This is a genomic window from Myxococcus sp. CA040A (genome assembly GCF_013336725.1).
Lineage (GTDB): Bacteria > Myxococcota > Myxococcia > Myxococcales > Myxococcaceae > Myxococcus > Myxococcus llanfairpwllgwyngyllgogerychwyrndrobwllllantysiliogogogochensis.
The window spans coordinates 983,971-1,010,667 of sequence record NZ_JABUMR010000005.1 but is presented as its reverse complement, the minus strand read 5'-3'; the positions used below and the strand labels follow the sequence as shown (position 1 = coordinate 1,010,667).

The window sequence follows — 26,697 nt, the reverse complement described above, 5'->3', positions numbered from 1 at the left end:
CGGGGACGCTAGCGCGTTCGGAGCGTGGAGCCCAAGAGACGTTCAGCGCGGCTCGAAGGGACCGATGAAGTCCTGCTTGCCGATGCGCACTCCATTGTGGCGGAGGATGTCGTAGGCCGTGGTGACGTGGAAATAGAAGTTCGGCAGGCCGAAGGTGAACAGGTAGTCGTCTCCCTGGAAGTCGCGCTTGTAGTCCCCCGCCGTGAGCGTGACGGTGCGCTTCTCGCTGCCCTGGAGCGTCGAGGCGTCGATGGACTTCAGGAAGGCGACGGTCTTCGCGATGCGCGCGTGCAGTTCGTCGAAGGTCTTCTCGGTGTCCGGCATGCGCGGGGCGGGCACGCCGCTCAGGCGCTCGGCGGTGGCCTTCGAGGTGTCGCTGGCGCGCTGCACCTGGGCCACGAGGTTGAGCATGTCCGGCGCCAGCTTCGCGTCGAGCAGGGTCTGCGGATCGACGCCGTTCTCCTTCGCGTGCTGGGCCCCCTTTTCGAGCAGGGTGGAGAGCACGTTGAGGGCTCGGATGAAGACGGGAATCGACGCCTGGTACATCGAGATGGACATGGAAGGCTCCAGGCCGTCACGGGCGGACGGCGGTTCTTCGAGGCGCGACTGTCTAACGCGTCCCTCATTTTCGTGCCGGGCAGAGAAGGTGACGCGAGGTGTCGAGGTCCATGTGGGAGTGGAGTACCCTCAAGACGGATGGACAATCTCGCTCACTCGCTGGTCGGAGCCTGGATGGCGGAGGCGGGGCTGAAGCGCTACACGCCGCTGGCCACCGCGACGCTCGTCATCGGCGCGAATCTCCCGGACGTGGATGCTGTCTTCGCCCTCGCGGGCTCGGACGCGTCGCTGTACTGGCGTCGAGGCTGGACGCATGGGGTGCTCGCGCTATCGCTCTGGCCCTTCGTGCTCACGGGGTTGATGTTGTTGTGGGACCGCTGCGTGCGAAGGCGCCGGCAGCCAGACCTTGCACCCGCGCGCGCGGGGCCGCTGTTGCTCTTGTCCACGGTGTCGGTGCTGAGTCATCCCGCGCTGGACTGGCTCAACACCTATGGAGTGCGGCTGTTGATGCCGTTCGACGGGACGTGGTTCTACGGCGACACGTTGTTCATCGTCGACCCGTGGGTCTGGCTGCTCGCGGGAGCAGCCGTCATCATGGCGGATGCGCGCACGCGGAAGTCCGTCGCGGGCTGGCTCGTGTTGGGCGTGGCCACGACCGCGCTCGTCACCATTCCTGGCTTCGTTCCCTGGCCCGCGAAGGTGCTCTGGGCCGTGGGAGTGGTGGCCATCCTCTGGCTGCGCTTGAAGGGCACGCATGTGGTGTCCACCCAGCGCGTGGCGACGGTGTGCGGCGTGGGACTGGTGCTCTATCTGGGTGCCATCCTGCTGGGCTCGCAGGTCGCCGCGCCCAGGGCCCAGGAGTGGCTGAAGGCGCAGGGGCACTCCGTGGAGCGCGTCATCGCGGGGCCGGTGCCCGCGAATCCCTTCGTGCGAGACCTCATCGCCCTGGGGCCGGACCGCTACCACTTCGTCCGCGCGGACTTCCTGAGCGGCGGTGACGCGCACCTTGAAATGAGCGGGCCGACGCTTCCTCGCGAGCCCAACCCTGGTCCCGTCATCCAGGCCGCGCTCGCGGCGCCGCATCTGCGCGGCCTCGCCAACTGGCTGCGTCTGCCCACGTATCAGGTGGCACAGACGGAGGCGGGGTGGCGCGTCACGATTGATGACGTGCGCTACTCACGTTCGCAGAGCGGAGGACTTGGCTCCGCCGTGGTGGAGCTCGACAAGGAGTTGCGGCTCGTGAAGCGCCCGAACGTCGAGTAACTCTCCGCGCACGCGGGCGCATGGCCACACGCTGTCGTGCGCACGCCGCATCGAGGAGTCTCGCCACATCGCCGAAGGCGCCCACTCGCCGGTGGGAGCGCCGCGTGAGCCTCATCGCCGAAGGCGCCCACTCGCCGGTGAGGGCGCCGCGTGAGCCACATCCCCGAAGGCGCCCACTCGCCAGTGGGAGCGCCGCGTGAGCCACATCGCCGAAGGCGCCCACTCGCCGGTGAGGGCGTCGCGCGAGCCACATCGCCGAAGGCGCCCACTCGCCGGCAAGGCGTCGCGAGAGCCGCATCCCCGAAGGCGCCCACTCGCCTGTGGGGGCGCCGCGCGAGCCGCATCCCCGAGGCGGAGCATCGCGGGCGCCGTACGTCTGGGCTCGCGTGGTCGCCGCACGCGAGCCCTCGCTCGGGCACTTCAGCGCTTCAAATCGATGCGCACCCACTCGCCCTGCGTCGCACCGGGCAGCACGGTGAAGCCCTGGTTGCGGTAGGCGGCCTCCACGTCCGCGCGCTGATGAGACAGCACGCCCGCGAGCACCAACCGGTCCTTCGCCTTGAGGGCGATGAGCGGCGCCAGCTCGATGAGCGTGTTGGCGAGGATGTTGGCCAGCACCAGGTCGAAGGTGCCTTCCACCGCCGTCAGTTCCTTGCCGGACACGTCGATGTCGGGCGTGCCGTTGTCCGTCAGGTTCTCCTGCGCCAGCTCCACCGACGTCGGGTCGTTGTCCGTGGCGACGACGCGCCCCGCGCCCAGCTTCTTCGCCGCGATGGCGAGCACACCCGTGCCGGTGCCCACGTCCAGGACGCTCGCGCCCGGATGGTCCGCCATGAACGCATCCACCGCCGCCAGACACAGCGAAGTGGTGGGGTGGTCGCCCGTGCCGAAAGCCATCTTCGGCTCAATCACCAGTCGCACCGCCCCGGCGGGGGCATTGCCCACGTCCCACGGCGGCCCCACCCACAGCCGGCCCACATGGACGGACTTGATGAGCGACTTCCACTCGTTGCTCCAGTCCTGCTGGGGCTGCTCGTCCAGGCTGAGCCGGGCGGAGGGGTAGGACTCGGCGACCTCTTCGCGGGCGGCCTCGGCCGTCTCGCGGTCCTCGAAGTAGCCGATGATGATGTTCTCGCCCACCGGCGGAGCCTTCACGCCGGGCATGGGGGGAGTCTCCCGGTCTCGTACCTCGAGGCCGAGCGCACCGGACTCGTGGAGGAGGTCCTGTACGGCCTCGGACGCTTCCTCGGGCAACTCCACGGTGAGTGACAGATAGGTCTGGGACATGCGGGCCCTTTTACCGCGCCGTGCGTAGCGTGGGAGCGCCGTGAGACACCTGTTCATCTTGTGGCCGCTGGCCTGGCTGACCGCCTGCTCCGGCCCGGAAGCGCCCGACGCCGCCGTCTGTCGGGATGTCGTCAACCGCCTCTGCGAGACGTCGGCCTGTCCCGGCGTGGCCGAGCAGCTCGCCGTGGACACCCGCTGCGAGGCCACCCTGTTGGAGCGGACCGGCTGCGGCTCGGAGGACTTCACCTTCTCCGTACCCACTCGGGAGCGGGTCCTGGACTGCCGGGTGCCGCTCATCCGGGAGGGGACCACCCCGGGGCGCACGCCCACTTGTGGGGATTCGGCCCGGTTCCTCGTGGACTGTCCGGACGTGACGACCTTTTTCCGGGGGGAAGTGCCATGAAGCGGTGGGTGGCGTCGGCGTTGGTGCTTTCGGTGGGGTGTACGCCCCTGGACATGGAGCGGCGCACCGAGCGAGGCCCCGTCCTGCGCACGTACCTCCAGGAGACGCAGCTCGGGGAGCGCATGCCCTTCGCGCGCACGGAGGTGCGTTGGCCCCAGCTCTCCCTGCGCTTCTTGACGGCGGACATCTGCCGCACCGAACAACATGCCGAGTACACCGAGGACATCATCACCACCCGCTCCGTACCGGGAGCGGCGGGGGCGGTGAGCTCGGGGGGTGTCCTCACCGCCGTGGGTGGCTTCCTGGTGCTGGGGCGCACGCTCTTCTCCAACACACCGGACAAGGACTCCATCGACCGGAGTGGCCACTACGGTGCCCCCAGCCGCGAGGTGGCGACGACGTGGGGCGTGGTGCTGCTGTCACTGGGCGTGCCCGCGGTGGTGGCGGGCATCATCCAGCTCCACCGGGGCGGCGAGACGAAGGAGACGCGCAAGGCCGACGAGATGGTGGCGTTGCGCGAGGTGCCCTGTCAGCCCAAGCCCGCGGACGGCGTGGTGGAGCTGGCGGGCGGCAATGGCCCTCCGCCCGAGCCGCGCGCCACGCTGAATGGGACGCTGGTGCTGAGCGCCGACGAGATGCGGACGATGAGCTTCTCGGGCCTGCTGTTGGACGGAGCCCCGGTGCTGCTCCATGACGAGGACCGCTCACGGATGGAGACCTTCCGCACCTGCGCCTCGTTGTTGGCCGCGCCGGTGGACCCGGAGGCACTGGCCCGCGAGGCCAAGACGCATCCGAACCGGCTTCGCACCAAGCGGGAGCTGGTCCGGGCCTGCACGACGCTGCCGGGGGCTCCGGCGGGGCCGTTGCTGGAGGCCATCGACTCCGCGCTCTCGCTGGGGACAGGCGTCGAGCCGGAAGCGAAGCCTTCGCCTCCTCCGCCCATGCCCGGCACCGACCTCTGAGTCAGCGCGGGCCACCCGCGAGCCCGGAGCGAGAATGCGAAAGGGCCCACCCTCGCGAGAGAGCGGGCCCCTGAGGCTTCGATGAGTTCAGCGTGCGTGGGGCCCACCCTCGTGGAAGAGGGCGGGCCCGCGACTCACGGACCGACGACGGTGAGCACGCTCTTGTCGAAGTCGATGACCTGACGCGCCACCTCGAGCACCTGGTCCGACGTCACCGCGGCGATGTGCTCCGCGTAGTGCAGGAAGTTGTCCAGGTTCAGCCCGTAGACGGTGTCCATGGCCATCATCCCCGCGCGCGCGCCGTTCCGCTGGAGCGCGATTTCGTGCGTGCCGATGAGGTTCTGTTTCGCCCGCTCCAGCTCCTCCTCGGGGATGCGCTCGTCACGGATGCGCTTCAACTCCGCGCGGATGCCGTCCAGGGCCGCGTCCACCTTCTCGGGGCTCGTGCCCATGTACGCGGCGAAGTAGCCCGGCTCGATGCCCTCGACGCCGAAGCTGCTCACGCTGTAGGCCATGGAGCGCTTGTCGCGCAGCTCCACGAAGAGCCGGCCGCCCTGCCCGGACAGCACGCCCGACAACGTCTCCAGCGCGTGGCGCTCCGGGTCGTTGATGCGCAGCCCCCGGAAGCCCATCACCAGATGCGACTGCGCCTTGGCCAGCACGCGCTTCTCCTGGCGCGCGGCCTCCAGCGGACCCTCGGCGGTGACCTTCGGCGCGGCGGCGGCCTTGCCTCGCGAGGCGCCGAAGTACTCCCGCGCCAGCGCGAGCACCTCGTCCACCTTCACGTCACCCACCACGGTGAGCGTGAGCTGGGACGGGTCCATGTAGCGAGCGTGATACGCGCGCAGGGCCTCGGGCCCCAAAGCCTCCACGGACTCCTTCTCCCCGAGCGTCGGCAGCCGGTACGGATGTGTCCGGTACAGCGTCCGGTTGAACAGGTCGAACGCGAGGCTGGACGGCTTGTCCTCGCGGGTGAGGATGTCCTGGAGCATCAGCGCGCGCTCGCGCGCCACCTCCACCTCGGGGAACGAGGGGTTGGACAGCGTGTCCGCGAACAGGCGGAAGGCCGACTCGAAGTGGCGCGAGAGGAACTCGCCCCGCAGGTTCACCGAGTTGCGCCCGCTCAACCCGCCCATGCTGCCCGCGTAGATGTCCACGAGCTGCGAAATCTCCTCCGCGTCCCGCGTCGGCGTGCCTCGCGTCAGGCTGCGCGACAGCAGCGTGGTGAGGCCGTTGTCGGCGGACGTCTCGTAGCGCAGGCCGCCCATGAAGGCCGCGCGCATGGCGAACAGCGGCACCGCGGGCTCCACGCGCACCATGATGGTCGCGCCCGAGGGCAGCTTCTCCGTGATGATTTCGCTGGGGCCCTTCGTCTTGGCGCCCAGGCGCAGCGAAGGCTCTCCCACGGAGACCTTGCTCGCCTTGCGCTCCGGAGGCGCGGCGACGGGGCCGCGTTCCACCCGGTCCAACACCGCGTGGACCTGCTCCTCCGTGAAGGTCGTGCCGTGCGGCAGAAGCCCGGTGACGGTGGCGTGGTCGAAGCGCAGGTACTTCTCCGCCGCCGCGCGCACCTGCTCCGCCGTGAGCGAGCGGATGCCCTCGTAGTAGCGCGCCTCCGCCTCCAGGCTGCCCATGCCGGACTGGTAGAAGCCCATCTTCCGGGCGATGCCCTGCACCGTCTCGCGCTGGTAGACGGCCTCCGCCTCCAGCAGCGCCTTCGCCGTGGACAGCTCGTCCGCGGCCACCGGCGTCACGCGCAGCGTGGCCAGCGCCTTCGAGGCCTCCTCCAGCGCCCGCTCGAGGTTGCCCGGCTGCAGCGTCATTGACATCGAGAACAGGCCCGGGTCCTGCGGCGTGTAGGAGAACGCGTGGATGTCGTTGACCAGGTTGTGCTTGCGCTTCACCTCGCGCGTCAGGCGGGAGGCGTCACCCTGGCCGACAATCATCGCCAGCACGTCCATCGCGGGCGTGTCCGCGTGCGAGGCCTCGGGGATGGGGAAGGCCATGTGCAGCCAGGCCTCCTTCACCTCGTCCGGGCGCAAGAGCACGCGGCGGCCGGTGGGCGTGGGCTCCTCGGGACGCTTCCCCGCGCCCTCGTACGGACGGCCCCAGTCCCCGCCGAAAATCTCGTCCACCCACCCGCGCAGCTCCGCCTCGCTCAGGTCTCCGGAGACGGAGAGCACCAGGTTCTTGGGCGTGTAGTAGCGGTGGTAGAACTCCAGCACCTTCTCCCGCGTGAAGCTCCGCACGCTCTCCGCCGTGCCGAGCACCGGCAACCGGTACGGATGCGTCTGGAACACGGTGGAGAACAAGTCGCGCGACGCGCGCCGCGAGGGCGTGTCCTGGCTGCGCTTGATTTCCTCGCACACCACCTCGATTTCGCGCGCCAGCTCCTCGGCGTCGAAGGAGGAGCGGCGCACCGCGTCCCCGAGGATGTCCAGGCCCGTCCGGGCGAACTGGCTGGCGATGACGATGTGGTAGACGGTCTGGTCGTACGACGTCCAGGCGTTGATTTCGCCGCCGTGGGCCTCCACGTCGCGGGCGATTTCGCCGGGGCCTCGCCGCTCGGTGCCCTTGAAGAGCATGTGCTCGTGCAGGTGGGCCAGGCCCGCCTGGTCGGGGCGCTCGTCGGCGCTGCCGACCTTGACCCAGACCTGGAATGCCGCGACCTTGGCGGCGTGGTTTTCGTCGAAGACGACGGTGAGCCCGTTGGGAAGCGCGTAGCGGATGGCCATATAGGAGCGTCCGAAGCTGGCACTCGCCCCCCAGGAGGGCAAGGCGAGGTGTGATGTTTCCCCCACTGGCTAACGCCCGGGAGCCCCGGCGTCGAGGGGTCCGTGCGGCCTCCCAGCGTCCAGGAGCCCGAACCGACCTGTCTCGTCACGCGTCCCTGGTAGGCCGCGCCGCCGGGCGGTAACCTGCGAATGCCCATGCCGTCACCTCCGGAAGAGGTGGATCCGCTCGCGGACCTGCGCGACAGCCTGGACCTGGAGGACACTGGCGTCCAAGCGGCCCCCCCCGCCCCCACCGCCGCTGCCCCCTCCAGGCCCCAGCCCAAGCCCCCGCCCTCGGCGCCACCGCCCGCTGCCCCGCCCCCTCTGCCCCCTCGCCGTCCGGCCGCTTCCGCGGTCTCCGCGTCGGTGGGCACGGGTGCGTCCAAGCCCGCGGCCACCCCAGCCCCCATCGCCCCGGCCACCCCGGCCCCGGTTTCGCGGGCGGTGCGGGTGCCCGGCAATGACCCCTTCAACGAGGCGTCCGAGCCCCGGATGCCCATGGGGGGCTCGCCAGAGGACAAGCTGGAGTACTTCCGGGCGGTGGTCCGGCAGAAGACGGAGACCCTGGCCCGCGCCCGCACGCTGTACGCGGAGCGCGACGGGGAGGTGAACGGGCTGAAGCAGTCGCTCACCCAACTGCGCAAGGAAGCGGCGGAGGCGAAGGCGCAGCTGCTGGCGGTGAAGGACTCGCCCGCGAAGCTGGTCCAGACGTCGGAGGCGCTGTCGGGCGCGGAGAAGCGCGCCGCCGAGGCCGAGGCGAAGCTCGCCGGCCTGGAGGCGGAGCTGGCCTCGTTGGAGGCGGACCGCAAGGACCTGTCGCGCGCGCTGGCGGAGGTGGAGTCGGAGATCCCCCGGCTGACGGCGGAGCTCCAGGACGAGCGCGAGTCGCGGGGCGCGGTGGCCGAGGAGCTGGTGGGCGCCAAGGAGGCGCTGTCGCTGGCGCAGGACCGCGTGGCGGAGCTGGCGGCGGAGAAGTCCGAGTCGCAGGGCGCGCTGGAGGCCGTCCAGGAGCAGTACCAGCAGGTCGTCGCGGACGTGGAGCGGCTGGGCGGCGAGCTGGAGGAGATGACGGGCGAGCGCGACTCGCTGAGCCTGCGCGCCGGGCAGTTGGAGACGGCGCTCGCGGAGGCGCAGGGCGCGCTGAGCGCGGTGGAGAGCGAGAGCGACTGGTCCAAGAGCTCGCTGGAGGAGGCGCAGGGGCGCGCGCAGACGCTGGAGCAGGAGCGCGACGAGGCGCGCCGTCAGCTCGCGGTGGTGGAGGAAGGGCTGCGCACGCTCCAGGGCCAGACGGCCGAGCTGGAGAAGGCGCTGGCGCTGAAGGACGCCGAAATCGTCGGGCTGCGAGCGGCGCTCACCGCGCGCACCACGGAAGCGGCGGAGGTGCCTGTGTTGCGGCAGGCGCTGGAGGGGCGCGCCTCGGAGCTGGCGCGGCTGACGTCGCGTCTGGAGGCGGAGGAGGCGCGCGCGACGGAGCGTGCGCAGGCGCTCGAAGAGGGGCTGTCGCAGGCCGGTGAGCGGGCGTCGGTGGCGGAAGGGGAGGCGGCGGCGCTGAAGGAGGCGCTGGAGGCGCTGGAAGTCGAGCAGGTGGCGCTGCGCGACAGGATGGAGGCGGACGCGGCGGCGCTGGGCGAAGCGGCGCAGCAGGCCGAGGCCAAGGTGGCCGAGTTGACCTCGGCGTTGGAGGCGGCGCAGGTCGAGCGCGAGGCGCTGAAGAAGCAGGTCGGCGCGGCGGAGATGAAGGCGGCGACCACGGACGCCGAGCGCGTGGGACTGGCCGCGCGCGTGTCGATGCTGGAGACCGCCTCCGGGCAGCGTGAGGCGGAGCTGGCGCGGGTGCAGGGCGTGCTGGCGCAGGCGAAGGAAGACGTGTCGCTGGAGCGCGTGCGTCGCGAGGCGGCCGAAGCCGAGCGCGCGGACGCACAGGTGCGGGCCGCGGAAGAAGAAGCGCGCGCGGACTCGCTGGCGGCGGGGAAGGGCGGCACCGAAGCGGAGCTGGCGGAGCTGCGCGATGAGCTGGAGGCCACGCGCGCGGAGGCGGACAAGGCGGAGCGGCTCCAGCAGCGCTTGAAGATGCTGGAGGGTGCGCTGGAGTCGGCCAAGGCGGAGGCCACCCGGGCGGCGCAGGCGGCCCAGGTCGCGCAGGCCGCGAAGCAGAAGGAGACCGAGGCGAAGCTGGCGCAGGTCGAAGCGGCGCAGGCGAGTGCCTTGAAGGAGGCCGCCGAGAAGCTGGCGCAAGCCGAGGCCGCGCAAGCGAGCGCGCTGAAGGCAGCCGCTGAGAAGCTGAGCCAGACCGAGGCCGCGCAAGCGAGCAAGCTCAAGGACCTCGAAGCGAAGCTGACGCAGACCGAGGCCGCGCAGGCGAGCAAGCTCAAGGACGCCGAAGCGAAGTTGTCGCAGGTCGAGGCCGCGCAGGCGAGCAAGCTCAAGGATGCGGACGCCGCGCGGTCCGCGACGGAAGCGAAGCTGTCTCAGGCGGAGTCTTCGCAGGCGGGCAAGCTCAAGGACCTCGAAGCGAAGCTGGCTCGGGCGGAGGCCGCGCTGGAGGAGTCGCGCGGTGCGAAGGCGGGACAGGCCAAGGACTCGGACGCGGCGCGAGCGGCGGTGGAGGCGAAGCTGACGCGCGCGGAGTCCTCGCTCAGGACGGAGCAGGAGGCTCGCGCGGCACTGGAAGCGAAGCTTGCCCAGCTCGAGAAGCAGGCGAGCGGAAAGCCCGCTGGCGGTTCCGGCGACTGGGAAGCCGAGCGGGAGGGGCTCAAGGCGGACGCGGCGAACCTGAAGCGAAAGCTGATGGCGGCCGAGACGGCGCTCGAAGCGGCGGCTGGCTACAAGGCGAAGATCGCGAAGCTCGAAGCGCAATTGAAGGGCCGGAAGTAAAGGTTTGCCCCTCATGCCGTTCGACGCACCAGTGGACCCGCTCACGGGGATGGCCGCGGCCCGCTTCGGGCTGTACCTGCATTTCCCCTATTGCCTCGCGAAGTGCCCGTACTGCGACTTCGCGGTGGCGGTAGCGAAGCAGGTGCCCGAGGAGCGCTATGCGAACGCGGTGCTCGCGGAGCTCGACACGCGGCTCGCGGCGTCGCCCGAGCTGCGCTCGAAGCCGCTGGAGTCCATCTTCCTGGGCGGCGGCACGCCTTCGCTGTGGCACCCCCGCTACGTGGCCCGCGTGCTGGAGGGCATCGCCGCCAGGCTGACGGTGTCGCCCGGCGTGGAGGTGTCGCTGGAGGGCAACCCGGAGCGCGCCGACGCGGAGCGCTTCGCGGGATATCGGGCCGCGGGGGTGAACCGGCTGTCGTTGGGCGTGCAGTCCTTCCGCCCGGAGACGCTCAAGGCGCTGGGCCGCGCGCATGACGCGGCGCAGGTGGAGCTCGCCGTGGAGCTGGCCCGGCGGGCGGGCTTCCCGGTGGTGTCCATGGACTTCATCTACGGCGTGCACGGGCAGAGCGTGGCGCAGGTGGAGGAGGACGCGCGGCGGGCGGTGGCGCTCGCGCCGGAGCACCTGTCCACGTATGCGCTGACGGTGGAGCGCGAGGTGCTGGCGGAGGACACGCCGCTGTCCAAGCGCCTCAAGCGCGGCGAGCTGGAGCTGCCCGCGGACGACGACGTGGTGGAGATGGCCCGGGTGGTGCGCGAGGTGTATGGCGCGGCGGGTCTGCGCCGCTATGAAGTGTCCAACCACGCGCGGGAGGGCTTCAGCTCCCGGCACAACGCGCTCTACTGGACGGGGGGCGAGTACCTGGCGCTGGGCGTGGGCGCCACGGGCATGCTGCTGACGCCCGAGCCCTCGCGCTACGTCAACGTGCGCAGCCCGGAGAAGTACCTGGGTGAGGTGGAGGCGGGCCGCTTGCCGGAGGAGGGGCGGGAGGCGCTGGGGCCGGAGGAGCTGTTCGCGGAGCGGCTGTCCATGGGCTTGCGGCTGGTGTCCGGCGTGGACTGGGAAGTGGTGTGCGAGCGGTACGGGCAGTCGGTGGAAGCGCGGCGGGTGGAGGTGGCGCGGCTGGTGGAGCACGGCTTCGCGACGCTCACGGGTGGGCGGCTGGCTTTGACGGAAAAGGGCGCGGACGTACACAGCGCCGTCTGCGCGCGGCTGCTCTAGTCAGCGGCGCGCGCGAGGGATGTCGAGGAGCTTATGAGCAAGTGGATGTTGTGGATGTTCCTGACCCTGCTGACCGGCAGCCCGTTGCTGTCGCTGGGCCTGGTCATCGTCTTCATCTTCGTGGCGGACCGCTTCACGTGGCGGCTCTTGCCCAGCCCGGTGCGCATGTTCAAGCGCTTCCAGCGCGCGGGCGAGCTGGCGGGGACCATCCTCACCAACCCTCACGAGCGGCGCGCGCGCCACGAGCTGGCGGACATCCGCGTCGAGCAGAAGCGGTACGACGAAGCCGTGGACATCCTCAAGCCCAACCTGGAGGCGGGCGACGAGGATGTGGACACCCTGTACCTCCTCGGCGTGGCGTACCTGGGCTCCGGGGACGCGCGCCGCGGTGAGCTGCTGTTGGACGAAGCGGCCAATCTGGACGCAGGCTACCGGCAGGGCGCCATCGACCTGGAGCGAGGCCGCTTCCGGCTGAAGCGCGGCGAGGTGAAGGGCGCGATTGAAGCCCTGGAGCGCTTCTGCGCGACGCGGCTGGGCTCGGTGGAGGGGCGCTATCTGCTGGCGCGCGCGCTGGCGAAGGACGGGCGCGCGGCGGACGCGGCGCGGATGCGAGAGCTGGCGTGGGGCGAGTACGTGGCGGCGCCGGGCTTCCAGCGTCGCCGCGAGCGCCGGTGGGCGTGGCTGTCGCGCCCCAGCCGGCCGCTCACCTACGCGGTGCTGCTGGCGTTGGTGCTGGGGACGGGCGCGGCGGTGGCGAACCAGCTGGGCCTGTTCGCCCCGCGCGCGCACGGCCGCCACGGGTACTACGGCGACCGGTACTCCGGCGAGATGCCCTCGGCCACCGGCCTGGAAGAGGACGTGGACTAGCCTGGAGGTCGCCACAGGCCCGCGTTGCAATGACAGACCCGGGCGCGCGGCTCGTGAAGCGAGGGCCCGGGTTCAGGGCCCGTCGTAGCAAGCGAAGTTGCAGTACGGCTTGCTCTGGTTGCCGTTGGGCGCCAGGTACCCGGGGCAGCACTGCACGCTGCCGCAGACCACGGTGGGCGCGGCGAGGTCACACGTTGGAACGCAGGTGCCCACGACGCAGGTCTGGGTGCTGGGACATTGAGATTCGTGCGTGCACGGCCGGCTGTGTTGCTCCGTCGTGCCCAGCTCCTGACCGGGGTCCTCCACCGAGCCTCCACAAGCGGCGGTGAGACAGAGCAGCGTGACCGCGATGCTGCGTGAGAGTGACTTCATGGGCGTCCTCCAGGGGTGTGGAGCCCCATCCTAGACCCCTCCGGGGCGGTGCCCGCGCCGTGTTCGAGTGACACAAGGGGCCGTCGCCCCGCGTCACCGTGGTGCCCCGGGCGCACCTGGCCGTGCGAGCCGTCAACGGTTGCATGTGAGGCTTCGCACCCTGAGTGAATCCACCTTCGCTCGCTGTTCGAATCTCTCCGTGAAAGTACGACTCCCTGGAACATGTCTGGAGTCACTGGACAGGGGGAGCGAGGGGGAGCGTAGGCTTCCGGGGCCAGCCCTTCTCGCGTCCACAGCCGAGGCACCGCTCCATGTTTCCCACCCCGTCGCAGGTGCTCCGCCAGCGCGAGGGCTTGCTCGCCGACACACCGTTCCCTCTGCTGGTGCATGCGCTGATGGTGGAGGAGCGCACCTGTACGCTGGAGCTGAAGGTGCGGCAGCGCGAGAAGCGCATCCTCTTCGAGGACGGCTCACCGGTGGCGTGCCAGTCCAACCTGCTGCACGAGACGCTGGGCAAGTACCTGGTGGAGAAGGGCCGGCTGACGGAGGCGGACTACCAGAAGTCGCTGGCGGAGAGCGTGTCCACGGGCATGCAGATGGGCGGGCTCCTGGTGCAGAAGGGGCTCATCAGTCCCTTTGACCTGTACAAGCAGCTCCAGGCGAACCTGGCCCACAAGCTCCTGGATTGCTTCCGGTGGGTGGACGCGAAGTACCGCCTCATCGCGGACGCGGAGACGCCGGACGCGAGCGTGCGGACCAACCCCGCGCAGCTCATCCTGACGGGCGTGGAAGGGGTGATGCCCTTCGACGCGGTGGCCACCCACTTCACCTTCACGGACGAGCGGAGATTCGGGCAGATGCCCGGCGTGGAGTCCGGGCCCAAGCTGTCATCCAAGGACGCGCGGCTGTTGCAGCAACTCCGGCAGCGGCCCACGTTCAACGAACTCCAGGAGCGCACGGGCTTCGACACGGAGACGGTGCTGCGGCGGCTCTACGCGCTGTGCCTGCTGGGCGTGGCGGGCTTCGTGGAGGACGCGGACGCGAAGGCGGCGGAGCTGTCCGCTCGCGCCGCGCCGGTGCCCGTGGCGCCACCCCCGTCGCCCCCCGTTGCCCCGGAGCCCGTCGCCGCGCGGGGCACGCCGTTCTCCGACGAGGACGTGGCCGCCAGAGACGCCCTGGTGACGGCCTTCCTCGCGCACCGGAGCAAGGACCCGTTCGCCCTGCTGGAGGTCTCCGAGGACGTGCAGCCCCTGCCCCTGCGCCGCGCCTTCCTCGCGTGGGCGGAGCGGTACTCGCCCCTGCGCTTCCAGACGCCGGAGCTGAAGGAGAAGGCGGAGGCCCTGCTGGCGGCCTCCGCGAAGGCGTACGGCGTGCTGTCGGACGCGGAGCAGAACCTCTTGTGGCGCAAGCGCCGCGCGGCGCACCGCGAGAAGGAGCGCGCCACCACGGGCCGCCCCAGCACCGCCGAACAGTTCCGCATCCGCACCGACCTGCTGGATGCGACCACCCAGTTCGACGAAGCCAGACGCCGGCTCGCCGCGAAGCACTACGCGGGCGCGTTCGAGTACTTCGAATACGCCTGCGACATCGAACCCAAGCCGCTGCATCACGCCTGGCGCGCCTGGGCTCGCTACCTCATGAAGCCGGAGGCCCACGGCCGCCTGGCACTCCAGGAACTCCAGGAAGTCGTGCGCCAGGAACCCGGGCTGGAGGACGGCTGGGGTTTCCTGGGCGAGGTGGCCCAGGGCGAGGGGCAGTGGGCCCTGGCGGAGGACTCCTTCCGCAAGGCGTTCAAGCTCAACCCCAAGAACCGCCGCTACGTGGAGCTCATCCAGGAGATCGCCCGACGGCGCTGAACCCGGGCACGGGACTCGCTCATCCGCCCGCCATGCGGGCGCGCCCATGGCCATCCGCGTCACTTGCTTTTGCAACCGTTGAGAGTTTTGGCGCGACCCATCGGTCATGTGGCCGCCGGGAGTCTTCTGGCGCGGCTTTTTTCCCAGGGAGAGGGATGCTTCGAGCCTGCGATGACGGCCCGCGAAGTTTTCGTCTCCGCGCCGGCAACATTAGGGTCGTGAATCGCGAGATCAGATTGTCAGTGTAACTTCGTGGTGCTCGGGGCGTGCGGTACCCCAGCGCCCTTTCGCGAGGCTGGATGCGCTCCCTCACCACAGCGACCCAATCAGGCCAGGCCGCGGTGGAGTCCGCCATCGTCCTGCCGCTCTTCGTGTTCCTCATCCTGGGCACGCTCCAGCTCGGGCTGATGCACCAGGCCCGGCTCCTGACGAAGTACGCCGCCTACAAGGCGGTGCGAGCCGGCTCCCTCCACAACGCCAACGTGAAGACCATGGAGGCCGCCGCGCTCGGGGTGCTGCTGCCCATCCTCAGCAGCCGGGCCGGTGGCGCGGGTGGCATCGAGTACACCCGCCCGGTGGGCAGCGCGCAGGAGTTCGAGACCAAGTTCAACGAGCTGAAGAGCAACGAGATGCCCGGCGTGGACCTGAAGTACGCGGAGGTCACCGTCTGCGGCCCGACGCAGGAAGAGGTCTCCGGAGGGGCGGAGTTCGACTTCGACGACCCCAAGAACACCAGCCCGGCCAACTGGCGGCAGAACCACCGCACCAAGCTGCGCATCCAGCTCACGCTCAACTACCGGCTGCTGATTCCCTTCGCGGACTGGGTCATCTACCAGGCCGCGCGCGGCCGCGAGATGCCGATGCTGATGCGCATGGGGAAGGTGAAGGCGGCGGAGCAGGCCAAGGTCTCCACCCGCCGCTTCGGAGGCGCCGCCACGGGTGAGAGCCCCTACGAGAGCGCCGCCGGCCAGGGCATCTACATCATGCCCATCCGCGCCACGTACACCATGCGGATGCAGTCCAATCTCTATCTCAACACCAACGCCCTGCCAGCGAGCAACGCATGCATCTTCCCGTTCTCCTACTGAGCCGGACGCGCCGTCGCATCCAGCGGGGGCAGGCCATCGTCCTGGGCTCGCTGTCGTTCCTGGTGCTCGCGCTGATGGTGACGCTGAGCTTCAACCTGAGCCACGCGCTGCGCCAGAAGATGAGCCTGCAGCAGCACAGCGACACCCTGTCGTTCTCCATGGCGGTGCTGGAGGCGCGCGCGCTCAACTACTACGCGGTCAGCAACCGGGCCATCGCCACCTCCTACGTGGCGATGAACAGCCTGCACGCATACATGTCCGCCGCCAGCCTCACCGGCGAGATGATGCGGGCCTCGTCCAACAACTTCATGCAGATCGCCCTCATCGAGTTCGGTCTGTGTGTCGCGTGCGAGTTCATGTGCGACCACTGCGAGCACATCGCGGAGGCGATCCAGATCGCCAACGACTTCAGTGACGCCGGCGACGACTACGACGACAAGGTCAAGGACTTCGAGTCCAACTTCAACACGGCCATGGAGGGGCTGGACCTGATGGTGGACAACATCCACACCGCCCAGCGCTCGGTCCACGACAAGACCCTTCAGGCGGTGAAGGATGGCAGGAGCCACGGCCTGTCCCAGCTCAAGAGCTACACCGCGCCCAACGCGAGCGAGCTCGTGTCGGCGGTGGGTTCCATCAACGCCAACGAGTTCAACTGCGCCGTGGATGGGATGGAGTGCCAGGGCAGCGAGAGCAACTCCTCACCGGAGGCCCGCGCGCGGGTGATGACGGAGATCGCCAACGCGACCCGCTCCGGATGGCCCGCGACCCGGACGAGCCCGGGAATGGGCTCCCCGATGAACAAGCCCAAGTACCTCAACGCCCAGTTCTTCCAGGAGATGGACGACATCCCGAACAACGAAGCCCAGAAGATGATCAACGGCACCCGGGGGACGGCCAAGACGGTGAAGGACAATGGACAGCTCACCCAGGGCGGCCGGGAGGGGGGCAACGAGGGCTCCATGGTGGCGGCGCAGGATGAGGGCAACATCACCCACCAATGGAAGCACGGCTTCGGGTTCAGCTCCTTCAAGTCGGAAATCTGGAGCGACGACAGCGGCGGCGACCACAAGGGTGATGGCGCACACTCGGGCCAGCATCGGTTCGAGGGCGTCAACGTCCGGGCGCTCACCGGCTGCGCGGGCTCTGGAAACTGCTTCATGAAGTTCCGCGCCAACCCGGACCCGGACCGGGACTGGGGCCAGCCGCGCGTCTACAGCTACCTGTCCATGCGCTTCCGCGTGGGCGACACGAAGCGCGCGCCCTGGGAGCTCAACTCCTCGGCGCAGGTGAAGCTCACCCATGGCCAGCAAGGCGATGGAAACCTCACCGTCGCGGCGACCGAGGGCATGGCCATGTCCAAGTCGCTCGTCTACTACCACCGCTTCGGCGACGACGGTTGGAAGGAGGCCCCCAACCTCTTCGCGCCCTACTGGCGCGCCAAGCTGCACCCCTACACCAAGGGAGATGCGCAGCAGGTGCTGGAGGCCGCGGGCAACTCGGAAGCCGCCCAGATGTCGCAGGTGGAAGGGGTTGCGCTGTGAGGACTTCCAGACATCGCGCGGCCAGGGGCGCCGCCGCCGTGGAGACGGCGCTGTGCATGTTGGTCATCATCCCCGTCTTCATGTACGCGCTCTTCCTGGACGACCTGCTGAGGCACACGCTGGATTCGCAGGAGACGGCGCTGTCCACTGTCTGGGATTACGCCGTGCAGGACTATCCGACCCCGCCCAAGGACCCGCCCGAGTCCGGCCCGGAGCCCTTCAATGGCTTCACCGGCGCGCAGTACTTCGCGCGGCTCATGTACTGCGACCACGAGTCGGGCCTCGACAGCTTCGGCCCTGGCAAGGGTCCCGAGTGTGAGAACGACGAGGGCCACCACGCGGAGGTGTCCGCGCATGCGTGCTGGCTCAACCCGGGAGCGCAGCAGGTGCAGTGCACGCTGAACCAGGCCGACCCCAATGGCGGCGGTGGTGGCGGTCCCGCGGGCGCGTACAACGTGGACCTGCACCAGTCGTACATGGACCAGTTCGGCAAGGGCGGCGTCATCCGCTGCTCGGCGCGCCTGGGCGTGCAGAACTACCTGCTGCCCAAGTCCTTCCTGCAGGACTTCAGTCAGGTGGGGCTCGCGCGGCAGACGAAGAAGCGCTCCGATGGCATCCACGGCAACGCGACGGGGGGCGACTTGCAGGACGACCCGCGCGGGCTCGAGGGCGACGTCTACCTGCTGCCCTGGGAGCGCATCGCCATCGTCACCGATACGTGGGCGCTCACGAAGGCCGCGAACCAGGGGCCGGGGACGACGAACGGCGAAGAGGACAACCTCTACGTGCGGCTGGCGCAGGTCTACAAGAACCAGGACAACGCGGGGTACACCCAGATGTCCTCGGCCGCCGAGGCGCTCGTCAGCCAGGCCACGCAGGAAGTGCTCAACAGCGCGATTCGCCTGGACTCCATGCCCCCCGGGGATGACCCGCGCGAGCCCAGCCTCTCCATCAAGCCCTTCCCGTCGAGCGGCGGGCCGGTGCAGACCCTGGATCAGAACGGCGGAAGCGCCAGCTACTTCAACAGCGAGTGGAAGGACTGGGACAAGGACAACAACGAGGCCACGCACGACGCCCGGGGGAACAACTACCTGGGCTGTGCCCAGGCGGAGAGCTGCTGATGTCGCGTGCCTCGAGCCTGGTCATCCGCGTGCCGGCGCTGCTGTTCTCCGTGGCCGTGGTGGGCTCGTTGATTGGCTTTGCCTGGGAGGGCGCCGTCTACGGGCGGCGCGACGCGACGGAGGAGTGGGCTCCTCCGCCCTCGCTCGATGATGCGCCCCCCGCGAAGCCCGCGGGGCGCTCGCCCGAGGAGGAGGCCGCGCTGAAGCGCGCGCTGGTGCACTTCCCCGCGTATCCCCGGGCGAGCCGCGCGGAACTGCTCGCGGTGGACTACCTGGGCCCGGACGTGCCCATCGCCGTGGCGTGGTTCTCCACGAAGGACACGCCGGAGCAGGTCCTCTCCCACTACCGGCAGGTGCTGCTGGACAATGGGCTGCCGGTGCTCGGCGAGCGCCATGGCGAGCACGGGGGCTGGGTGGGGTACTGGAGTCCGGCGACGGAGGAGATGCGGCTCGTCTCCGTGCTGGCGCAGGGAGGAGAGACGCTGGGCTTCGTGTCGGCGGGGCAGGTGGCGCCGCTGTTGAAGCGGGCCTCGCGGGTGCCGCCCTGGATTCCGTTGCCGCCCGAGCTGGGTCAACCCGTCACGCTCTCCTTCTCCATGGAGGGGGCCTCGCACCACGTCGTCTCCGGCCAACTGCCGGAGGGCTCTCCGACCTCGGTGGGTGAGCGGTACCGGAGCCTGCTCACGCAGCAGGGCTGGGACGTGGGGGCCGTGGAGCCGGTGGACGCGAACGGCATCGCGTTCGAGTTGATGAAGGGCACCACCCTGGGGCGGGCCACCTTGCGCACGCGCGCGGAGGCGCCAGGGGTGGAGCTTCAGGTCTCGCTGCTCCAGCGAGGTGCCGCTCCGTGAACGACAGGAAGGATACAGCGATGGCGAAGTCACCCCGGAGGCTGGGGCTTGTTCGGGCGCGCGGTCAGTCGATGGTGGAGTACGCCGTGGTCACCGCGGCGCTGATGGGCTTTACCGTGATGGGCTGGCCGTTCCTGGTGCAGTTGCTGAACGCGCTGCAGCGGTATTTCGGTTCCATCTACTACGTCATCCAGTCGCCCATCCCGTAGGGGCATGGAGTCGCCCCCGGCATGGGGGCGGGGCCCGTGGCATCGAGGCCAGGACGGAGTCGTGACTCGCGGATGCCGTGAGTGAGGCCACGCGGGCTTTCCCGTACGTGAGCGCACCGGAACCGCGCCACCTACGTGTTTCCCCCGAAACATGTGCTCAAGCGTGCGAGGGAGGCCTGGCTGCCCCACGGGCCAGCAGGCAGTGCATGGCCTCTCATGCCTCCCAGCAATGTCGGGTGTTTGTCATATCTCCGTGTCGTGGGTTCCCACCATGGAGCATGGCTGTATTTGTCCGGTGCATGTGAGGGCAAGCGGCCGAGGTGACGCGATTGTGACGAAGGCAACGCCTCGTGGGGAATGATTGTCATTCATGTGCAGGGGGCAACATTGCGGGTTTTGAGTGGAGGTTTTGATTCCCAGGGATTTTGAGGGGGGCGCTGTGGGTGTGGTAGTGATTGGTGTATGCGATGTCGCCTCTGCTTTCGCCTTGCAAGGGCACAGTCTGGACAGGCTGCGGTGGAGTCCGCGATTGTCCTGCCGCTCTTCGTCTTTCTCATCCTGGGCATCCTGCAGTTGGGGTTGATGCACCAGGCGCGGCTCCTGACGAAGTACGCCGCCTATAAAGCGGTGCGGGCCGGCTCCATCCACAACGCGAGCGTGAAGGAGATGGAGCGGGCGGCGGTCGCCGTGCTCCTGCCGATGCTGGCCAAGCGCTCCTCGGGGCCGGACGGCATCGAATATGTCCGCCCGGTGAACAGCGGGCAGGACTTCACGACGAAGTGGAGCGAGCTGAAGAGCAACGAGATGGCGGACACGGACTTGAAGTACGCCGAGGTCACCATCTGCGGGCCGACGAAGGCGGACGTGGGCGGCGGCGGTGGTGAGCTGGACTTCGACGACCCAGACAACGCGACCTCCGACGACTGGAAGCAGAGCCACCGCACCAAGCTGCGTGTGCAGGTGACGTTCAACTACCGGCTCGTCATCCCGTTCGCGGATTGGGTCATCTACAACGCCGCGCGCGCCCGCGACATGCCCATGGTGGTGCGCATGGGCGAGGTGAAGGCGGCGGAGAAGAGCAAGGCCTCCGGGCGCAGGTTCGGGAGCGCCGGCAAGGGCGAGAGCCCCTACGACAGCGCCGCCTCCAAGGGCATCTACATCGCGCCCATCCGCGCCACGTACACGATGCGGATGCAGTCGAATCTCTACCTCAACACCAGCGACCTTCCAGGGAGCAACGTATGCCTCTTCCCGTTCTCCTACTGATACTGAGCCGGCGTCGCCGCTCCCAGCGCGGACAGGCCATTGTCCTGGGCTCGCTGTCGTTCCTGGTGCTCGCGCTGATGGTGACGCTGAGCTTCAACCTGAGCCACGCGCTGCGCCAGAAGATGAGCCTGCAGCAACATGGCGATGCCATGTCGTTCTCCATGGGCGTGTTGGAGGCGCGGGCACTCAACTATTACGCGGTGACCAACCGGGCCATCGCGGGCTCCTACGTCGCGATGAACAGCCTTCACGCGTACATGGCCACCGCGAGCATCACCGGCGAAATCATGCGGGCAGGGCAAAAGACCTTCATACCGATTCTCGCGCAGGAGACCGCCAAGTGCATCGCCAGTAAGGGGACGAGCCCTTGCTGCCAGCACGCGGTGGAGGCGGGGAAGGTCCTGGCGAAGTTCAGGAAGCAGGGCGATATGTACGACCGGAGCGTCCGGGGGCTGGAGGGGAACTTCAGGACCGCCATGACGGGACTGGACCTCATGGTGGACAACATCCACACCTCGCAGCGCTCGGTCCATGAGAAGACCGTGCAGGCGGTGAAGGACGGCTCCAGCCATGGCCTGTCCCGGCTCAAGACCGACACCGCTCCCAACGTGAGCGACCTGTCTTCCGCGGTGGGGGCCCTCAACGCCAACGAGTTCAATTGCGCCGTGGATGGGATGCAATGCCAGGGCAGCGTGCCGAACTCCTCGCCCGAGGCCCGTGCGCGCGTCGTGACGGAGATTGGCAATGCGAGCCGTTCGGGATGGCCCGCGAACCGGAACATCATGGGGGGGCTTCCGACACATCTTCATCCTGAGTTCGTGAAGGAGGTCCTGGATATTCCCGGCACGGGGGCGAACACGCTGACCCTCCACAAGGGCTCTTCCAAGACGGTGCAGAGTAAGAACAAGGTCTACGGAGGCGGTCAGAGTTCGGGCAACCAGGGCTCCACCGTGGCCGCCGCCGAGTCAGGGCTCTTCACCCAGGTCACCTGGTACGACGCGACTCCGGTGCCGTGGCCCTATGACGCCTCCATCTGGAGTGACTCAGGAGGCGGTGGTCACTCCGTCGGTGGGGCGCACCGGGGCCAGCATCGCTTCGAGGGCACCAACGTGCGGGCGCTCATGGCGTGCGCGGGCTCGGGCAACTGCTTCATGAAGTACCGCGCCAACCCGGATCAGGGACGGGACTGGGGCCAACCGCGCGTCTACAGCTATTACACGATGAAGCTGAACGTCGGTGACCCGAAGAAGGCCCCGTGGGAGCTCAACAACTCCCGGCGCGTGAAGTTCGAGCACGGCGCCCAGGGCTCGGGGGACCTGACGTTGGCCGCTGGCGAGGGCATGAGCCTGTCCAAGTCCCTGGTCTACTACCACCGCTTCAAGCAGGGCGGCTGGTCGGAGCCTCCCAACCTCTTCGCCCCCTACTGGCGCGTGAAGCTGCATCCCTTCACCCCGCAGGAGGCCAAGAAGGTGCTGGAGGACGCGGGCAACAGCGACGCGGCCACCATCGCCGAGGCACCGGAGGTGTCGCTGTGAGGCCCATGAAGAGAGCTGGGACGCGAATCGCTCGGGGCGCCGCCGCGGTGGAGACGGCCCTGTGCATGCTCGTCATCATCCCCGTGTTCATGTACGCCATCTTCCTGGACGACCTCTTGCGCCACGTGCTGGACGCGCAGGAGACCGCGCTCTCCACCGTCTGGGATTACGCGGTGTCGGACTACGCGGCGGAGCCGAAGGGGGGCGAGTCCTTCGCGGGCTTCTCCCAGACGCAGGGTCTGGCCCGGCAGATGTACTGCGACCATGAGTCGGGCCTCGACAGCTACGGACCCGACAAGGGAATCGAGTGCAAGGACGACGTGAGCCACCACCAGGAGCTGGTGGCCCACGCGTGCTGGCTGCACCCAGGCGCCCAGCAGGTGGAGTGCACGCTGAATCAGCAGGCGGTGGGCAGCTACGGCGTCACGCTGCACGGGTCGTACATGAGCCAGTTCAACCGGGGTGGGCTCATCCGATGCTCGGCGCGAAGCGGCGTGCAGAACTACCTGCTCCCCAAGACGCTCTTCTCGGAGTTCAGCGACGTCGACCTGGCCAAGGAGCCGAAGGACCGGGGCGCGAAAGACGTCCACGGGAACGCCCAGAAGAAGCGTGACGTGGAGCAGGACACCTACCTGCTCCCGTGGGAGTACATCGCGCTGGTGACGGACACCTGGGCCCTCACCGAGAGCCAGAGTTTCCAGCCCGGCGACTCGCAGAAGAAGGCGGGTGACCTCTACGCACGAGTGGCGCAGGTGTACACGAACGGCGAGAACGCGGGTTACACGCAGATGCAGACCGCTGCCCAGACGCTCGTCACGCAGGGCATCAGCAACAAGCTGCTCTCTCCCACGTTGGTGCTCAGCGGCGCGAAGCCCGGTGATGACCCGACCCGGGTCAGCATGTCCATCCAGCCCCAGAACGGTGGCGCGCCGACCCAGCGAATCAACCAGGGCCAGGGCCAGGGCACCTACTTCAACAACGAGTGGCGTGACTGGGACGCGAACAACAACGAGAAGACGCAGCAGAAGCGTGGCGACTACTACATGGGCTGCAAGAAGCCGGGGGCGTGCTGATGGCGTCGTTGTCGCGTCGAAGGCCGCGCGGCCAATCGATGGTGGAGTACGCCACCGTCACGGCCGCGCTGATGGGCTTCACGGTGATGGGCTGGCCGTTCCTGGTGCAGTTGCTCAACGCGCTCCAGCGGTACTTCAGCTCCGTCTACTACGTCATCCAGTCCCCCATCCCTTGAGGACGGGGGACCGGGGCGTCACTACGGCTTCACCGTGGTGACGAACTCCGCCTTGCCGCCGGCGACCTTCAGGACGACGGCTTCCTTCACGGCATCACGGTTCGCATCCAGGGTGATTCGCCCCGCCACGCCCGGGAAGTCCTTCGTCGCGGCAATCGCGTCGCGCAGCGCCGGGCCGCTCGTGTCCGGGGCGCGCTTGAGCGCCTCCACCAGCACCCGCGCCGCGTCGTACGACAGCGCCGCCACGCTGTCCGGCACGCTGCCGTACTTCTCCTTGTACCGCGCGAGGAACGACTGCAGCACCGGGTCCGGGTTGCCCGGCGAATAGTGGTTGGAGAAGTAGCTGCCCTCCAGCGCGGACCCGCCCAGTTCGAACAGCTTGTCGGAGTCCCAGCCATCACCGCCGAGCAGCGGCACCTTCAGCCCCACCTCGCGCGCTTGCCGCGCGATGATGCCCACGTCCGTGTAGTACCCCGGCACGAACACCGCCTCCGGCTTCACCTGCTTGAGCGCCGTCAGCTGCGCGCGGAAGTCCGTGTCGCCCTTCGAGTAGCTCTCGTTGCCGACAATCGTCCCGCCGAACTCCTGGAACTTCGCCGTGAAGACTTCCGCCAGTCCTATCGAGAAGGCGCTCTTGTTGTCCGTCAGCACCGCGACCTTCGACAGCTTCAGGTTCTCCCGTGCGAACTTCGCCATCACCAGGCCCTGGAACTCGTCGATGAAGCAGACGCGGAAGATGTAGTCGCCCTTCTTCGTCACCTCGGCGCTCGTCGAGGTGGGCGTAATCATCGGCACCTTGCCCACCTGCGCCTTCTCCGCCATCGCCATGGAGACGGAGGAGGCCGCCTCGCCCAGAATCGCCACCACCCTGTCTTGGGTGATGAGCCGCGTCGCCGCCTGCGCCCCTTCCTCCGGACGCCCCTGGCTGTCGTACACGCGCACCGCCAGCGGGCGGCCCCGCACCCCGCCCGCGGCGTTCGCCTCGTTGAGGGCCAGCTCGATGCCGTTGCGCGCGGAGACGCCGAACGTCGCCTCGCTGCCCGTCAGGCTGCCCACCTCGCCGATGAGGATGGCCCCCTTCGAGTCAGGAGCCGCGGCCTGTGCGTCCGAACCCACGGGCGCTTGCGCGGGTGTGCCTGCCTGGGTGCCAGCGGCCTGCGTGTCGCCAGCCTGCCCGGTGGGCGGAGTCTCGGTGGGGGCGGACTTCTTCTCGCAGCCCGCCAGGGCCAGGGCCAGCGTGGCGAGCAGCAGCAGTGAACGCATGAGCGGATTCCCTCCGGAAATCAGGACTCCCACCCTAGCCCTCTCCCCCTTGCCCTCCAACCCGGCGCATTTGAGCACGCGGCCCAAAATGCAATGTGGACTAAATCGGTCCAGATTACATATGACGCGCCCGGTGGCCATGAGGCCCCGTGGGAATGGACCCAGAGAGGAGAGGCGTCCCGCATGCTCCGGATGAGCAAGATGACCGACTACGGCATCGTGCTGATGACCGAGCTGGCTCGCGCGGAGGGTGGCACCCGCACCACTCGCGAGCTGGCGGCGCGCACCCGTGTGCCATTGCCCTCGGCCAGCAAGGTGCTCAAGGGCCTGCTGCAGGCGGGGCTCGTGGTGTCGCACCGGGGCGCCAACGGCGGCTACGGGCTGGCGCATCCCGCCGCGTCGCTCTCCCTGGCGGAGCTGGTGGCCTCGTTGGAGGGCCCCGTCTCGCTCACGGAGTGTGGCGTCCACACCACCGGCGGCGCGCCCTGTGAGCTGGAGGCCGTGTGCCAGGTGCGGGGCCACTGGCGGCTCATCAATCAGGCCATTCAGGAGGCCCTGGGGCGCCTGACGCTGGCGGACCTCATCGCCCCGGCGCCGCGCATGCCCGAGCGCCTCATCGGCCTGGGCATCCCCGCGCGGGCCGCCCCGGCAGCCGCCGCCAACACCTCGACATCTTCCGCCACGACAGGAGTTCGCTCATGACCACCGACACCCTCCAGGAACTGACGCGCCGCCCGTACGCGGCCGGCTTCGTCTCCGCGGTGGAGGCGGACACCTTCCCGCCGGGGCTGAACGAGGACGTCATCCGCGCGCTGTCGGAGAAGAAGGGCGAGCCCCCCTTCCTGCTCGAGTGGCGTCTGAAGTCCTACCGTCACTGGCTCACGCTGCGCGAGCCCACGTGGCAGGCCGTCACGTACAAGCCCATCGACTACCAGGCCATCAGCTACTACTCGGCGCCCCGGTTCAAACCGAAGAAGGACAGCCTGGACGAGGTGGACCCGGAGATTCTCCGCACCTACGAGAAGCTGGGCATCCCGTTGGTGGAGCAGCAGCGGCTGCAGAACGTCGCGGTGGATGCCGTGTTCGACTCGGTGTCCGTGGCCACGACGTTCAAGGACAAGCTGGCCAAGGCGGGCGTCATCTTCTGCTCGTTCTCCGAAGCCGTGCGCGAGCACCCGGAGCTGCTCCGCAAGTACCTGGGCTCGGTGGTGCCGCACTCGGACAACTTCTTCGCGGCGCTCAACTCGGCCGTGTTCAGCGACGGCTCGTTCGTCTACATCCCCAAGGGCGTTCGCTGCCCCATGGAGCTGTCCACGTACTTCCGCATCAACGCCGCGGAGACGGGCCAGTTCGAGCGCACCCTCATCGTCGCCGACGAGGGCTCGTACGTGAGCTACCTGGAGGGCTGCACCGCGCCCCAGCGCGACACCAACCAGTTGCATGCGGCCGTGGTGGAGCTGGTGGCGCTCGAGGGGGCCACCATCAAGTACTCCACGGTGCAGAACTGGTACCCGGGTGACGCGGAGGGCAAGGGCGGCATCTACAACTTCGTCACCAAGCGCGGCATCGCCCACAAGCGCGCGAAGATTTCGTGGACGCAGGTGGAGACGGGCTCGGCGATTACGTGGAAGTACCCGAGCGTCATCCTCAAGGGGGATGACTCGGTGGGCGAGTTCTACTCGGTGGCGCTCACCAACAACCTCCAGCAGGCGGACACGGGCACGAAGATGGTGCACCTGGGGAAGAACACCCGCAGCACCATCGTGTCCAAGGGCATCTCCGCGGGACGCGGGCAGAACACGTACCGCGGGCTGGTGAAGGTGCTCAAGAGCGCGGAGAACGCGCGCAACTACACGCAATGCGACTCGTTGCTCCTCGGAGACAAGTGCGGCGCCCACACGGTGCCGTACATCGAGGTGAAGAACGCGTCGGCGCAGGTGGAGCATGAGGCGTCCACGTCGAAGATTGGCGAGGACCAGCTTTTCTACTGTCGGCAGCGCGGCATCTCTCAAGAGGACGCGGTGTCGATGATTGTGAATGGCTTCTGCCGGCAGGTGTTCAAGGAGCTCCCCATGGAGTTCGCGGTGGAAGCACAGAAGCTGCTCGGAGTGAGTCTGGAAGGGAGCGTGGGGTAGG

23 protein-coding genes are annotated in these 26,697 nt (G+C 68.8%); 18 read left to right on the top strand and 5 right to left on the bottom strand.

Features of this window, described 5'->3' with window-relative positions; genetic code table 11:
- Nucleotides 1-42: 42 nt before the first annotated feature.
- Nucleotides 43-558 carry a DUF1993 family protein gene (locus HUA75_RS25965; protein WP_141649109.1) on the bottom strand — a complete coding sequence of 172 codons (516 nt, stop codon included), beginning with the start codon at nucleotides 556-558 and terminating at the stop codon, nucleotides 43-45.
- Nucleotides 559-696: 138 nt separating this feature from the next.
- On the opposite strand from HUA75_RS25965, the gene HUA75_RS25960 reads away from it, so the two are divergent.
- Nucleotides 697-1,821, top strand: a complete 1,125-nt coding sequence (locus HUA75_RS25960) for a metal-dependent hydrolase (RefSeq protein ID WP_174487870.1) — start codon at nucleotides 697-699, stop codon at nucleotides 1,819-1,821.
- Nucleotides 1,822-2,241: 420 nt separating this feature from the next.
- Here HUA75_RS25960 and HUA75_RS25955 read toward each other — a convergent pair whose 3' ends face one another.
- On the bottom strand, nucleotides 2,242-3,108 hold the full coding sequence (locus HUA75_RS25955; RefSeq protein ID WP_141649111.1) for a 50S ribosomal protein L11 methyltransferase: 867 nt from the start codon (nucleotides 3,106-3,108) through the stop codon (nucleotides 2,242-2,244).
- A gap of 40 nt (nucleotides 3,109-3,148) precedes the next feature.
- Here HUA75_RS25955 and HUA75_RS25950 point away from each other — a divergent pair, with 40 nt between their 5' ends.
- Together HUA75_RS25950 and HUA75_RS25945 are read left to right on the top strand one after the other, a co-directional pair.
- Entirely contained in the window at nucleotides 3,149-3,511 is a 363-nt protein-coding gene (locus tag HUA75_RS25950; RefSeq protein ID WP_141649112.1) for a hypothetical protein, read from the top strand.
- Nucleotides 3,508-4,473, top strand: a complete 966-nt coding sequence (locus HUA75_RS25945; RefSeq protein ID WP_174487869.1) for a hypothetical protein — start codon at nucleotides 3,508-3,510, stop codon at nucleotides 4,471-4,473. The genes HUA75_RS25950 and HUA75_RS25945 overlap by 4 nt, the downstream gene beginning before the upstream one ends.
- A gap of 134 nt (nucleotides 4,474-4,607) precedes the next feature.
- Here HUA75_RS25945 and HUA75_RS25940 read toward each other — a convergent pair whose 3' ends face one another.
- A complete protein-coding gene (locus HUA75_RS25940; RefSeq protein ID WP_141649113.1) occupies nucleotides 4,608-7,208 on the bottom strand; it encodes a pitrilysin family protein in 2,601 nt (866 codons plus the stop codon).
- A gap of 195 nt (nucleotides 7,209-7,403) precedes the next feature.
- On the opposite strand from HUA75_RS25940, the gene HUA75_RS25935 reads away from it, so the two are divergent.
- From HUA75_RS25935 to HUA75_RS25925, 3 genes are read left to right on the top strand one after another with little or no spacing between them, the layout of a single operon-like run.
- Entirely contained in the window at nucleotides 7,404-10,121 is a 2,718-nt protein-coding gene (locus HUA75_RS25935) for a plectin 1 isoform 8 (RefSeq protein WP_174487868.1), read from the top strand.
- A gap of 13 nt (nucleotides 10,122-10,134) precedes the next feature.
- Nucleotides 10,135-11,340 (top strand): radical SAM family heme chaperone HemW, encoded by a 1,206-nt coding sequence (hemW, locus tag HUA75_RS25930; RefSeq protein ID WP_174478192.1) that lies wholly within the window; start codon nucleotides 10,135-10,137, stop codon nucleotides 11,338-11,340.
- A 33-nt stretch (nucleotides 11,341-11,373) separates the two neighbouring features.
- Nucleotides 11,374-12,207 (top strand): hypothetical protein, encoded by an 834-nt coding sequence (locus HUA75_RS25925; protein WP_174487867.1) that lies wholly within the window; start codon nucleotides 11,374-11,376, stop codon nucleotides 12,205-12,207.
- A 72-nt stretch (nucleotides 12,208-12,279) separates the two neighbouring features.
- On the opposite strand, the gene HUA75_RS25920 is transcribed toward HUA75_RS25925, so the two are convergent.
- A complete protein-coding gene (locus tag HUA75_RS25920; RefSeq protein ID WP_141644464.1) occupies nucleotides 12,280-12,579 on the bottom strand; it encodes a hypothetical protein in 300 nt (99 codons plus the stop codon).
- A 311-nt stretch (nucleotides 12,580-12,890) separates the two neighbouring features.
- Here HUA75_RS25920 and HUA75_RS25915 point away from each other — a divergent pair, with 311 nt between their 5' ends.
- The 10 genes from HUA75_RS25915 to HUA75_RS25870 all read left to right on the top strand — a co-directional run bounded on the left by HUA75_RS25915 (nucleotide 12,891) and on the right by HUA75_RS25870 (nucleotide 23,298).
- A complete protein-coding gene (locus HUA75_RS25915; protein WP_174487866.1) occupies nucleotides 12,891-14,435 on the top strand; it encodes a DUF4388 domain-containing protein in 1,545 nt (514 codons plus the stop codon).
- Between the two features lie 299 nt (nucleotides 14,436-14,734).
- Nucleotides 14,735-15,523, top strand: coding sequence for a TadE/TadG family type IV pilus assembly protein (locus HUA75_RS25910; protein ID WP_141644462.1), 789 nt, complete (start codon nucleotides 14,735-14,737; stop codon nucleotides 15,521-15,523).
- Nucleotides 15,499-17,067: a hypothetical protein gene (locus HUA75_RS25905; protein WP_141644461.1), complete on the top strand. Its 1,569-nt coding sequence runs from the start codon at nucleotides 15,499-15,501 to the stop codon at nucleotides 17,065-17,067. Before HUA75_RS25910 ends, HUA75_RS25905 begins: the two co-directional genes overlap by 25 nt.
- Before the next feature lie 56 nt (nucleotides 17,068-17,123).
- The gene (locus tag HUA75_RS25900) at nucleotides 17,124-18,188 is read left to right on the top strand and encodes a hypothetical protein (protein ID WP_141644468.1); all 1,065 of its coding nucleotides are present in this window, start codon (nucleotides 17,124-17,126) and stop codon (nucleotides 18,186-18,188) included.
- Nucleotides 18,188-19,039 carry a hypothetical protein gene (locus tag HUA75_RS25895; RefSeq protein ID WP_174466480.1) on the top strand — a complete coding sequence of 284 codons (852 nt, stop codon included), beginning with the start codon at nucleotides 18,188-18,190 and terminating at the stop codon, nucleotides 19,037-19,039. Before HUA75_RS25900 ends, HUA75_RS25895 begins: the two co-directional genes overlap by 1 nt.
- A 20-nt stretch (nucleotides 19,040-19,059) precedes the next feature.
- Entirely contained in the window at nucleotides 19,060-19,248 is a 189-nt protein-coding gene (locus tag HUA75_RS25890; RefSeq protein WP_141644460.1) for a hypothetical protein, read from the top strand.
- A 462-nt stretch (nucleotides 19,249-19,710) separates the two neighbouring features.
- Nucleotides 19,711-20,514 (top strand): TadE/TadG family type IV pilus assembly protein, encoded by an 804-nt coding sequence (locus HUA75_RS25885; protein WP_174466481.1) that lies wholly within the window; start codon nucleotides 19,711-19,713, stop codon nucleotides 20,512-20,514.
- Nucleotides 20,490-22,049, top strand: a complete 1,560-nt coding sequence (locus tag HUA75_RS25880) for a hypothetical protein (RefSeq protein WP_174487865.1) — start codon at nucleotides 20,490-20,492, stop codon at nucleotides 22,047-22,049. Before HUA75_RS25885 ends, HUA75_RS25880 begins: the two co-directional genes overlap by 25 nt.
- Before the next feature lie 5 nt (nucleotides 22,050-22,054).
- Nucleotides 22,055-23,122, top strand: coding sequence for a hypothetical protein (locus tag HUA75_RS25875; RefSeq protein ID WP_141644457.1), 1,068 nt, complete (start codon nucleotides 22,055-22,057; stop codon nucleotides 23,120-23,122).
- Nucleotides 23,116-23,298, top strand: coding sequence for a hypothetical protein (locus HUA75_RS25870; protein WP_174487502.1), 183 nt, complete (start codon nucleotides 23,116-23,118; stop codon nucleotides 23,296-23,298). Before HUA75_RS25875 ends, HUA75_RS25870 begins: the two co-directional genes overlap by 7 nt.
- Before the next feature lie 21 nt (nucleotides 23,299-23,319).
- Here the strand turns inward: HUA75_RS25870 and HUA75_RS25865 are convergent, their stop codons facing one another.
- Nucleotides 23,320-24,561: an ABC transporter substrate-binding protein gene (locus HUA75_RS25865; protein WP_174487864.1), complete on the bottom strand. Its 1,242-nt coding sequence runs from the start codon at nucleotides 24,559-24,561 to the stop codon at nucleotides 23,320-23,322.
- Between the two features lie 183 nt (nucleotides 24,562-24,744).
- On the opposite strand from HUA75_RS25865, the gene HUA75_RS25860 reads away from it, so the two are divergent.
- Both HUA75_RS25860 and sufB read left to right on the top strand, forming a co-directional pair.
- Nucleotides 24,745-25,263: an SUF system Fe-S cluster assembly regulator gene (locus tag HUA75_RS25860; RefSeq protein ID WP_141644454.1), complete on the top strand. Its 519-nt coding sequence runs from the start codon at nucleotides 24,745-24,747 to the stop codon at nucleotides 25,261-25,263.
- The gene (gene sufB / locus HUA75_RS25855; RefSeq protein ID WP_141644453.1) at nucleotides 25,260-26,696 is read left to right on the top strand and encodes a Fe-S cluster assembly protein SufB; all 1,437 of its coding nucleotides are present in this window, start codon (nucleotides 25,260-25,262) and stop codon (nucleotides 26,694-26,696) included. The genes HUA75_RS25860 and sufB overlap by 4 nt, the downstream gene beginning before the upstream one ends.
- The last annotated feature ends 1 nt before the right edge of the window (nucleotide 26,697 follow it).